This is a genomic window from Methanosarcina mangrovi, assembly GCF_052057765.1.
Classification (GTDB): Archaea; Halobacteriota; Methanosarcinia; order Methanosarcinales; family Methanosarcinaceae; genus Methanosarcina.
Window position 1 is genome coordinate 4,879,993 of record NZ_CP195120.1, and the last position, 16,883, is coordinate 4,896,875.

The window sequence follows — 16,883 nt, forward strand, 5'->3', positions numbered from 1 at the left end:
TTACATTCCTCCATTTTTTCCCCATATCTGTTTGTTTCATCATTTTTCAGATCGCAAATTGTTTGCATGCTATCTGGCTAAAATTTATTTTTTTTCGCTCATTTTAAAATAAATAGCAAGTGTTAAAAATGCCGCTCCCATCCCCCCAATTATGTAGGTTGTATCTATAGGTGATCCATCTTTTTTAACAGGCTCGGGCTCCTGAGCTTCTCCATCGGATACATTTTCAGGGGTCTGTTCTGGACTTGAAACAATTCCGGTTTCTTCAGGGGTTTCTGAAGGTGTCTGTTCCGTAATAGGCTCTGTTTCAGACTCTGTTTCTTCTGATGAATAATCCGATGTCATAGCTGAAGTCTTCTCTTCCTGAATGTTTACCTTCTTTGTGATACTTCCTACAGTTATCTCAAAGTCCCCTGGAGGAACAGCTTTTGTGTTGTAGGAGTAACTGAAATCTCCGTTTGAATCTGTTTTTATCTGTTGGACCGCGGTGATTTTCAGGTTTACAGTCGAGGTTCCACTTTTGGCATTTCCATCCATCTTTATCTGATAGGTTCCCGGAGGGACACTTGACTGCGTTACAGTTGCAGTATTCCCTGAAGCCTCCGAACTCTTTGTTACCCAGATCAGTATCTTTACTCTGACATTGAGGTCTCTGGCTCCGGTGGCCTGCACTGTAAAACGGTTGTCAAATCCTTCCGGGATCTTCACCCCTTCAAGAATATACTCGTACTCCCCTCCGGATACCGAAACTTTTTTTTCGAAAGTAACCTTTACTTCTATTTCCTCTTCCGGAGAGGCACTCCCTTTTATTCGAAGGGTATCTCCAACAACGGGTTTTTCAGGAGATAACTCCCAGCTACTAACCGCTGCAGCGGCAGGTGAAATTGTTAGTAGGGCCAGAATCAAGACTGAAAGGAAGGTGATCATAAAGGCATGTTCTTTTTGCCTTTTATGGAGATGAACGGATTTTTTCACGGGAACTGCTCCTTTCAAACAAGGATCTATTCATTATTTTTAGTACGTAGGTAATCAAATTTCTTGCTATGTTTGGAAGCATTAAATGTTTATAATAATGCTGAAGACAGCTATTCTATAAACTTTTACTGTGAACATTATATAAATTTTTATTAGTGGTTGCCTCAAATTTCTGTAAGTCGGCGCTAATATTCTCTCCTTTGTTTATTTTTAATAGTATATTGAGGTCTACAGACTCAATTAACTTTTTAATGTCCAGAGTCTTTACTTTTTCTATTCTAACTTTCTATTATTTTTTCATTAAATATCTTAGTAATGTTGTTTAATGTTTATATTCTTTTCCCGAATTTCCTCTGTGATTTTATAATTATTCCTAGCTTTTAATCATTTGTTTGGAATTATAATCCTTATCTGCATCTTGATTATTATCGGTGTCTTCCTCGATCTCTGAATATCTCTTATATAATTCTTTATATTAATCTAATCAATATTATATCTCAATCATTTAATATCTCAAGAAACTTTTTTATAGTATGTAGTCTTTCTATACGAATAACTTCACAAAATGGTGGGTTAAAACTAATTAATTATTTATGGGAGGTATCATGTGCTATTAAGCATAATTTCATCGAGTGCAATTTCTTCAAGTGCAATCTCTTCGAGTGCAATTTCTATGGTTACGAGTCCCGGACTTCCTCAATATGGTGCCGCGGTAGTTGTAGGGTTGATAGTACTTCTCTCTTTAAAGGAAGTACTTTCAGCATCCGAACATTGGAATAAATCACTTAACAGTTCCTTTAATCTGGCAATCATGCCTATGCTCTTCAGCTTTGCTGCAATTGTCATTTTCAAGGTTGCAGAGGTTATCTAAATTCCAGGCTTCTGGAACTGTTTCTTTTTTTCTAATTACTATTTTTTTAAAATTACTTGATATCTTTTCTTGAATTCTTTTCTCTTTCAGTTCTTTTCAGTAAATGGAAAAGATAGGGGTCAGAGTTTTTATGCATCAGAATAAGGTCAGAAATCTGGAATTCCCGGATGATTGAAAAACAAGTGCATTCCAAATCCATGAATTGGCAGGAAAAGAAAACAATATAAGAATAGCAAAGTAACATGTCTTGAGAAAAATGTAATAGCAAAAAACAATCTCAGTTGGAAGGGACTGAAAATTGAGTGATCTGAATAGAAATTGACAGGTGAAGGGTACATTTTGATGACTGTTTTTCAAGATATAAACCGGGTTTTGTATCTTTACCGTCTATTTTCTATATCAGTTCCTAAATCTCTCCAGGTTATTGATGCCGTGTTTTTGTGAAATTTTGGTTTCTTAGATCAAGTACTTTCTCTCTTCTGATGCCTATTATTTGGTTCATCTCTAAGTACTGCTCAACTCTAATTTTAATATTACTTATCCTTATTAAAAATAGACATTATTGACTTGGTGGGCTAGCGGGGAATCCACATTCTCTTCAAATTTATAGATTGGTAAAAACTATTTATAGTATGTTGTACTATTATATCGATACTCTAACATTATGCCAATAGTTTATTATTATACTGGTGGTTCATCTGTACTTGGCGTACATGTTTTAATGTTTACAGGGGTATCTGTATGTTGCTAAGCATAATTTCATCGAGTGCTATTTCCTCAAGTGCTATTTCCATGATTACAAGTCCTGGGCTTCCTCAGTATGGCGCATCTGTAGCTGTCGGGCTTATAACTCTTCTTTCCTTAAAGGAAGTCCTTTCAGCATCTGAATACTGGAATAAATATCTTAACAGTTCTTTTAATCTGGCAATCGTTCCCTTACTTTTAAGTTTTATGGGAATTGTTGTTTTCAAGGTTGTCGAGATTATTTGATCATTTTTTCGAAATAATTCCTGTTATATTCCATTTTTTTGATTTCGTTGTTCATGGTTGGACCGCTTTTACTTCTTCTTTTTTCTATTCATGAAAAATCTTTTTTTCATGCTTTTCTTAAGGTTATATTTTCCCTTTTTCCTTTTAACTGGTCCATTCAATGTTTTTCAGAGTCTTTTTTCAAGGGCATAAAAAAAATCTGGAGTGTTTATTGTCCTGGTTTTTTTCTAAAAGGGGTATATGGTTTCTTTCATCGAGAGTTCAGAAACCGGGCCAGAGGCTTAGCTGGTGGGGCAGGATCCCGAAAAGGAAAACATTTACAAAACCGTGGAGCACAGCAATAAAAGGAAGACTTTTTGTTTTATAGAAGGCAAGGCCCATGATAAATCCTACGAAGCCTGTATAGAGAATTTCCTGAATAGTGCCGTAACCTGAGTGCATGAGCCCGAACAGGATACTTGTAATTAATAGAGCTTCCCACATACTGAGGGAATTCTCGAGCCTGGTCTGCAGGATTGACCTGAATATCAGTTCCTCGATGAGGCCCACGAAAAAAACCATTATAATTGTAAGTTCAAGCAGGTTTGTAAAGGTTAGATCTGGGATCAGGTATCCTGTTCTGATAGTAAGATACTCTCCAAACCCCAGTAAAAAACCCAGGGGGACAGAGAGAAACATATAGGGCACTATGTGCTTTAGGGTAATTCCTATCTTTTCGAGGGAATCTCGCTGGTGCAGTACTATGACTGCCACAGGAATTGCCAGGGGACCGTAGATGAACACAAAGGTATAAAGGGTAGTGTCAAAAAAGATAGGCATTGACAGGTTTATCAGCCTGAGCACCGGGAGAAGCATAAACGCCTGGTATATTTTGTGTATTTCCGGATCTTTTAATACTATATTGGAAAGGGAAAGGGTAATCAAAGTGAATATATGTATCCAGACAGCTGCCCCCATCTGTCCTAAAAAGATGAGAAGTTCCGCAAGGGTTATGCTCAGGACAGGGGCTGCAGTAAGAAACCTGAGTTTTCTGGATTTTATTTTTTCTTGATCTGTTTTTTCGGAGCCATCTGTCTTCCAGACTTTAAACGAGTTGAGATCTCTAAAGAGGTTTTTTGCAAGTCCTGGATCTCCCGAAGTCATATGTAAATATGTAAGAAGGATCAAAGCTGCGGCTCCTACCCCTCCTGCGGTATAAATTACGTTTATATATTGTCTAATTTTTGGAATGGATTCGGGTTTTTCATATGAAGTTAAAACATCTTCTGAGTTTTCTACTTCTCCCAGAGCTTCAGCATGTACCTGCTCTGAAGTAGGCCTCATCTCTGCTGAACCGGATAACTCCGGGTTGCTACTTGATGCGGCTTCTGGAGATATGGCCGGTAAAGTCAGAATTAGAACCGAAACGATAATCAAAAAATTCAGTTCTTTTTGCCTTTTAGGAGAATTAATTAATTTTTGCACGGAAATTACTCCTCTTTCAAGTCGCGCGAGTTCTGATCGATTTGTGGATATCCTATTAAAGGTTTTTTATCGGTTTTTTACTGATTTCTTGTTATAATAACTCAGGAATACCATGCAGCTCTTATATCCATACAATATTTTATTGTAATTGTCGTATAAAGTTTTGTCGATAGTCGGGATTCTGCCCGAAATATTTTGACTTTCATGAAATCCTTTACCATCGGAATGACGAACTTTTCGTCACTACTCGTTTACCTTCTGTTTGAACGAGGTCCTGAAATTCGGAAGCAAAAAAGTTCATAAATTCATAGCTTCAGAATGGAAGCTCTCAAAATGAGTTTTTACCTGGACGAAAGCTGTTACAGGACTAAGCTCAAGGAACTTTGTAAGGAAAGTTCTGTTAGGATAATTGACTCTCTTCAATCGGAATCCCTTAAATGAGGACAGATGATGCTTAAATATTGCATTTGATTTTTAAGGGATGGCCTGAGCATAATGCTCCGGTTTCCCAACTTGTTTCTTTCAAGTCCGGGGGCACAGCCCCACCCTCAAAACCCTCTGTTGAGTCTCAACTCCCTGTTGAGTTTACACTTACCCAAAGGTGAAGGTCCCTGTAGGGTGTTTTTTTGTCGCTCTCGTTGAATAGGAGGAATTCAAGCTTCATATCTTTTCCCTCTACCGGAGGGGTGAGCGTTAAAGGCTTTTCCCAGGTTTCGTTATGGACAAGCGTGACCTGCTGCATATTTTCAGGCAGGGGTAGGGATCTATTTTCAAGCCTTAGTTCCATTGTATAATTTACCGGCCCGTACTCATGGTTTACGATTCCAACAATCACTTTTCCGCTTTCTCCAAGTGTGTAATTTGTCGGGTAATTATCAGCCATCCCTTCGGGCCCGAGGATGTAGAACTCTGTAAAATGTTCGCCTTCTTTCGGAGTAATTATCACATAAAAAAGAGTTGTGACTGACAGGAGGATGGAGAGGATCAGAATGACTGTAAGGACCCTGTCAAGTCCAGGTTCGGGTTTTTCCAGGATTTCGGCTTTAAGCGTGAGTGCCATTTCTTTGAAGGGTACTTCAAATGCATCAGCTTCGGGAAGTTTTGCCCGCCTCAGGTAAGCAAGCCCGCACATTGCAAAGGTAAACATTGACAGGCTTATCAGGATTGGTAAAATCCTTATCCCCCAGGAGGTGTAGTTAAGTCCGAGACCTATCAGGGGCACGACTGCAATGCTCAGCCCAAAAGAAAGGGCCGTCCTTTCGATCCCATCGAGGTCGGACTTTGCGGGAAAGAGTGCGGCAATCAGGGCATACCCTGGCAGGAAAAGTACAAGAGGCAGGCCGAGTATATTGCGAAGCACAGTATCACTTAATCCGGGCGTGAGTACAAAAAGATCTGTAAGGATCACAAGCCCGATTACGGTTAAGAGGTCCGAGGGAACTTTTTTTCCGGTCATTCAGGTCATCCGGTATATAACTTAAAAAATTATTATATTTTTCCAGTTTCTTTCGGGAGAGTAATTATTTTCTTCTCATACATTTTATTCTTTCGCTCTTTTTCGTTTTATATATTTATTTTCCTCAATCGTTTTTACTGAATCCTAGTGCCTCAATCATTTTTTCTAAATCCTTTTTTTCCTTAATCTGGCAGTCCTATTATTTTACTCCTATGTATATTTTTTGATTTAACTCTATTAATTTAATAATATACTTTTTCCGTTAACGCGAGCAAACAGACTCAATTTATTTTTCCATCTATTCTCATTTTAGCCTCTATTTCATCTTTTTCTCTCTCTCTCCTGAAGATGCGGCAAGTGGGATACAAAGTTAAATTCTTCTCTAAAGTATCAGACTTTCAGTAATAAATTTCCTATAATACAGGAAACCCTGGGGTACATAATTACGGAAATATTGTATTCTCATGATATTGTTTTTTTTTCAGAATCAATTTTTTCCTTTTTGATTTCTCACATTTCGAACTCTGGTATTTTTTGTATTTTGAAAGATACGTATTTCAATCGTATAATGTTATATTTGTCTTACTAAAGCTCTCTTGCTATTATTATTACTTGTTTATTATTATGACTAAGTATATCTGTCAATAAATTTATATATTCGCATTCCAGATGTCAATCTAAACGAAAGTATATTGGGAATTCAAACAGTCATTCTCTCAGTGGTATTGACTGGCTTTTGAGCCGCTATAATTGTCTCTACTTAATAAGGTAAATTTAAAAGGGGTCATAAAAATGAGTAACAAACCACTTATGGGAAACAGTGCACAGTCCCCAGCCCATAAAGAGAACATGCATTTCAGGGGGACCTCCTCTCAAAATATAACCGTTATCCTTCCAGCTTATAATGAAGAAGTCTCAATCGGGAGCATTGTCCTTCTTACCAGACTTTATACTGACAATGTAATCGTTGTCGATGACGGTAGCACCGATCGGACAGCTGAGGTTGCCTGGAAAGCCGGGGCCAAAGTAGTTGCTCACAAAACCAATAGAGGAAAAGCTGAAGCTCTCAAAACCGGTTTTACAGCTGCATCCAACCTTGGAGCCGACATTATAGTTACCATGGACTCGGATGGGCAGCACAACCCTGCCGATATCCCGAAGCTTGTTGCCCCCATCATTAACGGAAATGCCGAGTTGGTCAACGGTAGCCGCTATCTGAATCCTTCCGAGAAAAACGCTCCTCTCTATCGTCTTGTCGGCCAGACCATGCAGGATACTACTGCAAAAATGAACTTTGACCTGAAAATAACTGATGCGCAAAGTGGTTTCCGGGCCTTTGCAGCCTCAACAAAAGACATCTTTCGATTCAACGGCAAAAAAACAGCTATAGAAAACGAAATGCTTGCCGACGCCGACAGGTCCGGTTTGCGGATTAAGGAGGTAGAGCTCGGAACCCTCCGCGAATCCGAAAGTCCAGCCGGGAGCCCTGCAAAATACGCCCTCAGAGCCTTGAAAACCGTGGTCGAAGATATGGAAGTCAACAGGCCCCTGTACTTCTACTCAGTACCAGGTTTTGCCCTTGCAACGTGTGGCTTCTATATGGGCTTCAAGTTTCTTGAAGCCTTTTTCCTTGGCAGTGCAAACCTCAATTTCGGGCATACCTTCCTTATGGTTTTCCTGGCCCTTGCAGGTGCATACATGACCCTCAGGGGAATCGTAGTCCATTCCATGTCAGGAGAAGTCAAGCAAATCAAGCCAGTTTGATTATCATCCATTCAGCTTTTCAGACACCTGAATTGAAACACTCCTGAGAATCGAGTTCTCCGGGATCAAGCCCTTTGTTCTGATTCTGTGCTGCCTGAACAGTTGTAATTTTATTTAATTTCATTTAAAATTTCAAAGAATGTTTGGGGTTATTCGATGAATAATGAACTGTTTGTGGGCAGTAATGTCCAGTTAACAAAAAAGAATGAAGACAATTCACACACAAGAGGGACCTCCCCTCAAAACATAACCGTGATTCTTCCCGCCTTCAATGAGGAAGTCTCTATCGGCAGCATAGCTCTCCTTACTAGATACTATGCAGACAACGTAATCGTAGTCGACGACGGCAGTTCCGACCGAACTGCCGAAATCGCCCGGAAAGCAGGAGCTAATGTGATTGTGCACGAGGTTAATAAGGGCAAAGGAGCAGCCCTCAAAACTGGTTTTGAAGCCGCTACCAGCCTTGGCGCCGATGTAATCGTGACAATGGACTCGGATGGTCAGCATAATCCCGCTGAAATTCCCAAACTTGTAGCTCCTATTATTGACGGCTATGCTGAAATGGTCAACGGTAGCCGTTATCTTAATCGTGCGGACAAAAACACTCCAATCTATCGCCGCGTCGGCCAGACAATCCTTGACACGGCCACAAATATGAACTCAGGTCTCAAGATCACCGATTCTCAGAGCGGCTTCCGCGCTTTTGCTGCCTCTACCAAAAATGTATTCCGCTTCAATGCTCAGGGCATGGCAATAGAAAGCGAAATGCTTGCTGATGCCGGCAGGTCCGGTTTGCGGATTAAGGAAGTTGAGATCGGAGTCCGCTATGACGTCGACTGCTCAACTGAAAACCCGATTCAGCACGGTTTAGGCGTCCTCGTCATGGTCTTGAAAGACATCGAGTTCAACAAGCCACTTTATTACTTTACAGTTCCGGGCCTTGCTCTCGGAGTAGGAGGGCTCTATATGGGTGCCCATTTCCTGCAAACCTTTGCTATGGGAGGAGGCTTGCCTTTTGGGCCTACCATGCTTATGGTTCTGTTTATTGTCATAGGGTCTTTTATGGCACTGACAGGGATACTGCTGCATACCGTGGCAGGGATCGCGAAGAAAACGAGGATGGCTTAAACTAAACCATTAAAAGGGGCTTTTTTCTTGAAAATACTGAGAGTTGCAGCCGATTTGTATCCATCATCAGTTGGAGGGCTGGGTATCCATATCCATGAAATGTCCAGAGGACAGGCAGCATTGGGTAATGATGTGACTGTATATACTACAAATTTGGATAATTCTCCTGAGGAAGAATTTGTCTCAGGGTATCATGTCCAAAGATTCAAGCCAATTTTCGAGCTGTTTGGAAACGCGTTATCTCCCTCTATGCTTCCTGCATTAATAAAAAATAAAAACCGTTTTGACGTAATGCATGCTCATTCACACCTGTTTTTCACAACAAATTTGTGCAGTATTCTGGACACACTGGACCCTTCTATTCCATTTGTGGTTACAAGCCACGGGCTGATTCCGGCGAGCGGTCCGGATTGGCTGCACAAAGTTTACATCCCCACTCTCGGTAGATTCGTGTTCAACTCGGCGGACCGAGTTCTCTGTTACACTGATGAAGAAAAAGCAAGATTGAAAAAGGAGGCAGGCGTCAGGTCCAAAGTATCAGTTGTCCACAATGGAATTAATACTGATCTCTTTCATCCAAAAAAGAATAAGAAACAAACAAACAGGTTATTGTGGATTGGTCGTTTTACAAGAGGCAAAGGACTGGACTATTTAATTGATGCATTTGATGTTTTATCTAAAAAATACCCAAAACTGCATCTTCTTCTCATAGGAAACGGTCCTGAAAAAAGCAATATTCTAGATAAAATCTCAAAAATGAGTCTTGAAAACAGAGTGACTATATGTGATTTTTGCCCGAATTCCAGACTATGTGAGGTATACAATAGTTCGGACATATTCATACTTCCCAGCTTCGAAGAAGGAGTCCCCAGAACAATTATGGAGGCGATGGCATGTGGAGTTCCTGTTATCTGTACAGGACTGCCCCACCTGGTGGAAATAATAAAAGATGTGGGAATTACTATCCCTGCCAAAGATTCCAGTGCTATAGTTGATGCGGTTTCTGAGATCTATTCTGATCCTAAACTTGCGGAACAGTTTGGGGTCAATGGGAGAAACAAGGCTGTAGAAAAATATTCCTGGAGCGACACTGTTTTAAAAACAGTTGATGTGTATGAGGATTTAATAGGCGAATGATGTTGGTTTCAAATAAGTTTTTGGGGATAAAATGAGTCATTTAAGAAAAGCTTTGTATTTGTCGAAATTAATGAAACAACAATGGCTGAAGCCAGAGGAATTGGAAGCCATTCAGGTGAAGATGCTCAGGGCGATGCTAAAGCATGCCTATACAAACGTGCCGTTATATCACGACAAATTCCGGTCGGTGGGCGTATACCCTGATGATATTAAGTGCGTCGAGGACCTGCAAAAACTTCCACTGACAACAAAAAAGGAAGTCCAAGAAAACTTCCCCCGCAGAATACTGTCACCAGGCACCGATCTCAGCAAATGTTGGGTTTCCCAGACAAGTGGCTCGACAGGTATCCCGTCCAAAATGGTCTATGGCACGAGAGATGAGGATTACCAAAAAGCTGTTGCTTTGAGGCCAAACCTAGGTTGTGGCCAAAAAATTCGGGATAGATGGGCTGTTTTCACCTCCCCAAGTCATGTTGTGGGAAAGAAGTGGTTCCAGAAACTGCAAATTTTTGCCCCAGAATTTGTCTCATTATTTGATAAACCCGATGATCAAATCCAGGCTTTAAAACAGATTAACCCCGATGTTATTGATGGGTATGCATCGTCAATATATCTGGTGGCAAAGAGGTTACAAGAAACTGGTACTGATGTGATACATCCAAGACTGGTTTTTAGTACATCTGAGCTGCTCACTCAAGATATGCGCAGATGTATCGAAACTACCTTTGGGGTAGATGTTCTCGACCAGTTCGGATGCGTTGAACTTGGTCGAACCGCCTGGGAATGTCATGAACATGCCGGATATCATATTGACAGTGATGTGGTAGTTATGGAATTTCTACGAGAGGGATCGGCGGTTGCCCCGGGCGAGCGAGGGGAAATAGCGTATACAGGATTATACAACTACACAATGCCGCTTATCAGATACTCTGTTGGTGATGTCGGTGTCCTCAGCGATGAGACCTGTCCCTGTGGGCGGGGACTGCCGCTGATGAAACTCATTGAGGGGCGTTCTGATGCCTTTATGAAAGCTCCTAACGGGCAGATTTTCTCTCCAATTATCTGGACGGTGCTCATGAGGGGGATCCCCGGTATCGGGCAATTCAAGGTAATCCAGGAGAGAATTGATCTTCTTAAGGTGCTGGTTGTTAAGGGCTTGGATTTTTCAGAAGCAACGATCCCGCAGATTCAACGAGACATCAAGGCCGCCATGGGTGAGGAAATGGAGGTTGACGTGGACATCGTTGAGGAGATCCCACGGAGCCCCTCGGGGAAGGTCAGGTGTGCTGTGTCGAAAGTTCCTGTACCATTATGAAATGATTCTAGTTTCCTGCTAATTGCTTATATTGGGTGAAAAAATGAGAGTGTTAATTTGTGCCACTGAATATTATCCAGATGGTTCTGGAATAGCAAATGTGATGTATAACGTTGTCCGGGAATTAGAAGGTATGGGAGTTGAGTATACAATCTGTTCCCCCACGGGTCCTGATATCAAGTTAGGGGACCTAGATCATATAAAGAAATATGGGATCTTGGGAATGTTACAATATTGGTACCAGGTTTCTCGACATCTTGAATCTAATGATTATGACGTTGCTTGGCTTCAGAATCCCTTTATTGTTACCAGGAATCCCTTTAAGCACTGCCTTGTGACAATGCACGCAACCTACTATGGGGCAAGGACGTATGCCATCGGCAATCTTCCACTTCACCTGTATAAGTCACTCGTAACTCACCTAGAGCGCTATTGCCTTACCCGCATGCCTACCAACACTTTCTTCACCGGGGTAGGCAAGCCAGTCTGTGAAGAGCTAGAGAATATCGGGATCGCAAGAGATCGGATGGTCTACATTCCAAACGGGGTCAACATCAGGCGATTCCGCCCATTGGATGATAAAAAACCGATGAGGAAGAAGTTCGGGATCCCGGAGGATGATGTCATCCTCCTGAGTGTCGGGCGACTGACTCAGCAGAAGCAACCCTATACCATGATCGAGGTATTCTCACACCTCGAGAAGGAGGTAGGCAATGTGACCCTCTGCATCGCAGGTAAAGGGGATTTGCTAGAAGAGACAAAAGACCTTGCAGAGAAAATAGGGTTGCGCAAAGTTCTTTTCCTTGGATATGTGGACGATCGGGATCTTCCTGACCTTTATGCCTGTTCTGATTACTATATTATGACCTCGAAGTATGAAGGAGGTATGCCCCCTTTGACCCTCGCAGAGGCGATGGCCTCGGGGCTGCCGTGTATTGTGTCTGATATCCCGAACTTGGCGATTGTGAAGGACGCCGATTGCGGGATAATCCTCAATTTTGGGAATGTTAGTACGGCGTCTGATCAGATATTGGATTATATATCAAATGAATGTTCTGAACACTCACAAAATGCGAGAAGGTACGCCATCGATCAATTGGATTGGCATCTTATTTCCGAGCAATATCTTAAGATGCTCTTAGAGATTAAACATGGTGAGGTCACTTTAGACCTTTAGTTTGCCCCTATTGATAGACAATATTTTGATTCCTAAGTTATGTGAGGACTATGAGATACATTGTCAAAAAAGGTATTGGACTGCTAACATTGCCATTAGCAAGAGCTAGTATAGCACCATTGTCAAACTTGGTTGAGATTTTACATAATTTTTCAACAAGTTTAACCTTAGTTACTGGCAATGAGGGATATCTCCTATACAAAGAAGAGCATCGCTTTATGTTGTATAGTGTTAACTATAAAACAGATAATTCAATATGGAAAATTTTTAGGTATTTGTACGGGCAAGTAAAGGCATCGATAATATTAATAAAAATCTCAAAAGAAGTTGATTGTTGGTTTTTTTTAGGAGGGCAACGTTCGGTTATGCCTATAATTCTAGCAAAGTTATTCAATAAAAAAGTCGTTATTGTGATGGTTGGATCAGCCATAAAGGAGTGTTCACTCTCTCAAGATACATACCTAAGATTTGTGAGAATCTTATCGTCAATTTGTCTTTCACTTGCGGACAAAATCATCATCTATTCTTCTAATCTAATTCAAGAGTGGGATCTTAAGTCTTACCAGCAAAAGATCATCATCGCCCACCGCCATTACCTGGATTTCGACATCTTCACCGTCACCACCCCTCTGCCCGCTCGCCCTCCCCTCGTTGGCTACATCGGCCGGCTGAGCGGGGAAAAAGGCGTCTCGCAATTTGCCCAGGCCCTCCCTGCCATCCTCAGCGATCGGCAGGACATCCGCGTGCTCATCGGCGGGAACGGGCAATTGAAAGAGGCAATCGAGTCCTCCTTGCAGGAAGAAGGAGTAACCGCCCGCGTTGACCTTCCGGGCTGGATCTCCCACGACGAACTCCCCGAATACCTGAACCAGCTCCGACTCCTCATCCTCCCCTCCTACACCGAAGGGCTCCCTAATATCATGCTCGAAGCGATGGCCTGCGGGACCCCGGTGCTCGCGACACCAGTCGGGGCAATACCGGATGTTATAATAGACGGCAAGACAGGATTTATTATGGAGGATAATTCCCCAGAGTGCATCGCGGAGAACGTAGTGCGGGCGCTGAATTCTCCAGATCTGAAGCAAATTGCGGAGAATGGGAGGCGGTTTGTGGAAGAGCATTTTACTTTCGAACGCGTGGTTGAAAGGTGGAAGGAAGTGCTTGAAGAGATCTAACTGGTATCCTTTTTATAATGATTCAGAGAGGATCGTTAGGAAGGCAATTTATTTGTAAGAAAGGAATTTTCTTCTAGTGCGACAGTATATGAATATATAAAAATCTTTGAAGAAATGTAATAATCTTTGGGATCTTAATATGAGTTCTACTAATTGTTTTTTAAGTCCGAAATTTGATGATATAATTCCTATTTTAGGCATTGCATCTTCAACTTTACTAATTTTTGTGTGTTTGCCTTTTAATCGTACGATGTATTTATTTCCTGGAATTCTTTCACTTATTGCTTGTATGATATGGTTTGGTATGAGGAAGAAAGCATTTTACAACCAGTATGCACGCCTATCTTTTTCAACAGGTATTATACTCAATTCTTTATACTTTATTTTTTTTTCACTTAGTATTTTGTCTATCTATTTTAGACCAGATCTGTATGAAAGACCATTACTTTACTTTATTTTAATGTCTCTAATTGTGGGGGTTATGGCTCTTAGAATCTTCTGTAACAACATTTCAAATTCTTTGTTTATATTCCAAACAATATTAATCGGAATCTCTATTTCATGGTCCCAATTATTAATATTTCCAAGTGTGCTGGGCGTTGATCCCTGGTATCATCAATTTTTGACATTAATAATACTTAATACGCATTTTATACCTGATGGATACAATTACTCACAGCTTCCATTATTCCATATATTAATTACTTTAACTTCTTTAATTACAGGGTTAGATTATAAATTTGCTACAATGTTCTCTGTTAGTTTGTCACAAATTATATGCAATGTACTTTTTATTTTCTTGCTTGGAAAGTTCCTATTTAACGATAGGATTGGCTTATTAGCATCTCTATTATTAATTGTTGCTAATTATCATATTTATATGAGTTACTGGTCTATTCCAAATTCCTTTGGAGTCATATTCGTTTTATTTCTATTATATCTTTTATCAAAAGTAAAAATGTATGATCCTATATTAATATCCATTATTTCCATTTTACTAATGGTAGATATAATTCTCACTCATACTATTGTTTCAATATTTACAGCAATTATTCTAACTTTTTATTGGTTTGGGAATTCTGTTTGTAATATATTGTATTCTAAAAAATATTCCCCTATTACGGTGAACTATTCAATTTTATTCACTGTATCAATGTTTGCATGGTGGAGTTTTGCCTCTGGACATCTGGGTATTTTTTCTAACTTCCTAAAATGGGGCTTTAGTATGGATATATTCGCTACTGCTCCTATGGAATTAATATCAGAAAATATTGTGACAGTTCCATTTTCAGAACGATTATTTAATCAAGCTAGTATTTTTTTGTTTTTTGCATTATCTTTTGTGGGATGCTTTTATATGATGTCTAAAAGATATGGAAATCATAATACCTTTAATTTCGCATTTATTGGATTAACCCCGTTATTCCTTGGATTTTTTTCATTAATTAGTGGTCATACTATTGTGGAAAGTAGATGGTGGTATTTTGCTCAGCTCTTATTATCTATTCCTCTTGCGCTCTCACTTACATTAATAACTAGTTATGTCAAACAAAAATATTTAAGTTCTGGATTATTTTTCTTTTTAGTAGTTTTCATGTCATTTTTTTTGATAATGAACCCTTTCGCAAATACTGACAATCATATGTTTTCACCAAATTCTTCAATTACACACGCTCTTACAGCATCGGAACTCCAGGCTGCTAAAACAACATCGATAATCTGGGAAGGTACAATCAAAACAGATGAATATTATGCGGGTACTCAACAATATTATGCGAGTACTCAACAATACAAATATAATTTTGAAAATTTTAGTTATGAAATTTCCCAAAAAGATCCAAATAAATTACAAAATAAATTAGTGCTTATTAGAAAAGAAGTCATTGGTAAGCTATTTAAGTTATTTTCGTATATTGTTAGACTTGATTACGATCCAAGAATTCTTCTTGATGAACATGGCTTCTCTCAAATATATGATTGTGGATCAGTAGGAGGATATCTCAAAGTCTGAACAGAATTTCTAATACCTTGAAAAATAAAAGCTATTGCGTACTGTAATTTGAAGCCTGATCAAGAATTGGGAACTGGGATTTTAAAACAGCTAATACGAGGGATTATTCACCAGCCTTGACAGAAAGTGTCACAGTGTATCTTTTCATAAGTAGTCCTCTAGGATTCTTTATGAAAGTCATACAATCTAATTTTTACGACATTTTACAGTTGACGCGACACTAGAACACTACCTCCGATTCTACGGATTCAAAGGGATTGCTTTATCCTCTTTGTGCAGATACAATGTTCTGATAAGAATCTGAGTGATTATCTGGAAGTCATCAGGGATATCTGCAAGTGGAGACTGGACAGGGCGATTTAATACCCTTCGCACATATGTAGATATTTCTGTAGGAAGACATGTCAGAATAAGGCTTCCGCAGCGGGAAATATCTGATGATGGATTCGCAAAAAACCCACGAATTTTTTGGAGATTCAGTATTGCAATTCTCATCAGATCCTGTGCATCCTTAACCGTCATTTCAGATGAGCTTGAGGATAAATATTCATGGGCTAGACATGAAGATAAGTGATCCATATAGTCTGTATACAATCCCGTCTGGAGATATTCCTCAAGCAGTGGATAACGCGTTGCGGAAGATTCGGGTGTGGAACGTTTTATTTTATGGGATGAATATAATTTTATGGTGTCTCGATAGATATGGGGATCGCCTGGAAAATAAATTGATTTAGATGAGATAACAGAAAATAATTCTAATCCTAGTTCTCCAAACCTTAAATCATTAATTTCTGATTCAAATAATTTATTATAGACGCGTTTATGAACATGGCTTCTTCTTAGTGATGCTATATTAAATGTATCAGGCAAGGAAGTAGAAAATACAAGAAGGCGAGCTAATGAATCAGGATAATCGATAGATAATGAACGCCCTGGAGATGCTTCAAAAAATTCAATATCTCCGGACTTTGATGATTTTATATTGTAACGAGGCCCTGCGGCCATATCGTAGTCTGCATGTTCGTCTAGGAAAGCAATACATTTACATAACGTCATCGGATTTAAAAACTCCTTATCCGTACAAGTCTGTGAGTATTGTGTCTCTACATGTTGCACCGCGTCTCCCCATTTCCTCACAATATCCCCACCATATTTCTCCGTTTCAGGCAGATATTCCAGGTATCGAATATTAGCCCCACGTTCCTCTACAAGCTTTCGTACAATTTCTCGATTCACTACTTTTTTTCCCTCTGGCGAAGAGTCTGCAACAATGATCTCTCCAAAGGGGAAATGAGAGTGGTACCATAAGCATCTACTCAGGTAATAATTTCTGTTATATGTTGGAATTACTACAGTTAATTTTTTCAGCAGGTTTAAATCTTTATCAGCATAAAATTCACCAATGGAATCCATAGAACAT

13 protein-coding genes are annotated in these 16,883 nt (G+C 39.9%); 9 read left to right on the forward strand and 4 right to left on the reverse strand.

What is annotated here, in order from left to right:
- Nucleotides 1–84 precede the first annotated feature (84 nt).
- The gene (locus ACSAZL_RS21520; RefSeq protein WP_440946582.1) at nucleotides 85–975 is read right to left on the reverse strand and encodes a hypothetical protein; all 891 of its coding nucleotides are present in this window, start codon (nucleotides 973–975) and stop codon (nucleotides 85–87) included.
- A 607-nt stretch (nucleotides 976–1,582) separates the two neighbouring features.
- On the opposite strand from ACSAZL_RS21520, the gene ACSAZL_RS21525 reads away from it, so the two are divergent.
- Both ACSAZL_RS21525 and ACSAZL_RS21530 read left to right on the forward strand, forming a co-directional pair.
- A complete protein-coding gene (locus tag ACSAZL_RS21525) occupies nucleotides 1,583–1,846 on the forward strand; it encodes a hypothetical protein (RefSeq protein ID WP_440946583.1) in 264 nt (87 codons plus the stop codon).
- A 741-nt stretch (nucleotides 1,847–2,587) separates the two neighbouring features.
- Nucleotides 2,588–2,836, forward strand: coding sequence for a hypothetical protein (locus ACSAZL_RS21530; RefSeq protein WP_440946584.1), 249 nt, complete (start codon nucleotides 2,588–2,590; stop codon nucleotides 2,834–2,836).
- 261 nt (nucleotides 2,837–3,097) lie between these two features.
- On the opposite strand, the gene ACSAZL_RS21535 is transcribed toward ACSAZL_RS21530, so the two are convergent.
- Nucleotides 3,098–4,300 (reverse strand): lysostaphin resistance A-like protein, encoded by a 1,203-nt coding sequence (locus ACSAZL_RS21535; protein ID WP_440946585.1) that lies wholly within the window; start codon nucleotides 4,298–4,300, stop codon nucleotides 3,098–3,100.
- A 568-nt stretch (nucleotides 4,301–4,868) separates the two neighbouring features.
- Nucleotides 4,869–5,756 (reverse strand): DUF1616 domain-containing protein, encoded by an 888-nt coding sequence (locus ACSAZL_RS21540; RefSeq protein WP_440946586.1) that lies wholly within the window; start codon nucleotides 5,754–5,756, stop codon nucleotides 4,869–4,871.
- Between the two features lie 792 nt (nucleotides 5,757–6,548).
- Between ACSAZL_RS21540 and ACSAZL_RS21545 the strand changes: the two genes are divergently transcribed.
- The 7 genes from ACSAZL_RS21545 to ACSAZL_RS21575 all read left to right on the forward strand — a co-directional run bounded on the left by ACSAZL_RS21545 (nucleotide 6,549) and on the right by ACSAZL_RS21575 (nucleotide 15,463).
- Nucleotides 6,549–7,520: a glycosyltransferase family 2 protein gene (locus ACSAZL_RS21545; protein ID WP_440946587.1), complete on the forward strand. Its 972-nt coding sequence runs from the start codon at nucleotides 6,549–6,551 to the stop codon at nucleotides 7,518–7,520.
- 156 nt (nucleotides 7,521–7,676) lie between these two features.
- The gene (locus ACSAZL_RS21550; RefSeq protein WP_440946588.1) at nucleotides 7,677–8,648 is read left to right on the forward strand and encodes a glycosyltransferase family 2 protein; all 972 of its coding nucleotides are present in this window, start codon (nucleotides 7,677–7,679) and stop codon (nucleotides 8,646–8,648) included.
- 27 nt (nucleotides 8,649–8,675) lie between these two features.
- The gene (locus tag ACSAZL_RS21555) at nucleotides 8,676–9,785 is read left to right on the forward strand and encodes a glycosyltransferase family 4 protein (protein WP_440946589.1); all 1,110 of its coding nucleotides are present in this window, start codon (nucleotides 8,676–8,678) and stop codon (nucleotides 9,783–9,785) included.
- Nucleotides 9,786–9,855: 70 nt separating this feature from the next.
- On the forward strand, nucleotides 9,856–11,100 hold the full coding sequence (locus ACSAZL_RS21560) for a phenylacetate--CoA ligase family protein (RefSeq protein ID WP_440946590.1): 1,245 nt from the start codon (nucleotides 9,856–9,858) through the stop codon (nucleotides 11,098–11,100).
- A gap of 31 nt (nucleotides 11,101–11,131) precedes the next feature.
- Nucleotides 11,132–12,277 (forward strand): glycosyltransferase family 4 protein, encoded by a 1,146-nt coding sequence (locus ACSAZL_RS21565; RefSeq protein WP_440946591.1) that lies wholly within the window; start codon nucleotides 11,132–11,134, stop codon nucleotides 12,275–12,277.
- Nucleotides 12,278–12,642: 365 nt separating this feature from the next.
- Nucleotides 12,643–13,452, forward strand: coding sequence for a glycosyltransferase family 4 protein (locus ACSAZL_RS21570; RefSeq protein ID WP_440946592.1), 810 nt, complete (start codon nucleotides 12,643–12,645; stop codon nucleotides 13,450–13,452).
- 139 nt (nucleotides 13,453–13,591) lie between these two features.
- Nucleotides 13,592–15,463, forward strand: coding sequence for a hypothetical protein (locus ACSAZL_RS21575; RefSeq protein WP_440946593.1), 1,872 nt, complete (start codon nucleotides 13,592–13,594; stop codon nucleotides 15,461–15,463).
- A 240-nt stretch (nucleotides 15,464–15,703) separates the two neighbouring features.
- Here ACSAZL_RS21575 and ACSAZL_RS21580 read toward each other — a convergent pair whose 3' ends face one another.
- Complete coding sequence (locus tag ACSAZL_RS21580; protein ID WP_440946594.1) at nucleotides 15,704–16,876, reverse strand: TIGR00180 family glycosyltransferase; 1,173 nt, start codon at nucleotides 16,874–16,876, stop codon at nucleotides 15,704–15,706.
- Between the last annotated feature and the right edge of the window lie 7 nt (nucleotides 16,877–16,883).

Coding starts and splice junctions, on each gene's coding strand:
- ACSAZL_RS21530 (WP_440946584.1), top strand. CDS start 2,588: ATGTTGCTAAGCATAATTTCATCGAGTGCTATTTCCTCAAGTGCTATT.
- ACSAZL_RS21545 (WP_440946587.1), top strand. CDS start 6,549: ATGAGTAACAAACCACTTATGGGAAACAGTGCACAGTCCCCAGCCCAT.
- ACSAZL_RS21575 (WP_440946593.1), top strand. CDS start 13,592: ATGAGTTCTACTAATTGTTTTTTAAGTCCGAAATTTGATGATATAATT.
- ACSAZL_RS21560 (WP_440946590.1), top strand. CDS start 9,856: ATGAAACAACAATGGCTGAAGCCAGAGGAATTGGAAGCCATTCAGGTG.
- ACSAZL_RS21570 (WP_440946592.1), top strand. CDS start 12,643: ATGCCTATAATTCTAGCAAAGTTATTCAATAAAAAAGTCGTTATTGTG.
- ACSAZL_RS21580 (WP_440946594.1), bottom strand. CDS start 16,876: ATGGATTCCATTGGTGAATTTTATGCTGATAAAGATTTAAACCTGCTG.
- ACSAZL_RS21540 (WP_440946586.1), bottom strand. CDS start 5,756: ATGACCGGAAAAAAAGTTCCCTCGGACCTCTTAACCGTAATCGGGCTT.
- ACSAZL_RS21550 (WP_440946588.1), top strand. CDS start 7,677: ATGAATAATGAACTGTTTGTGGGCAGTAATGTCCAGTTAACAAAAAAG.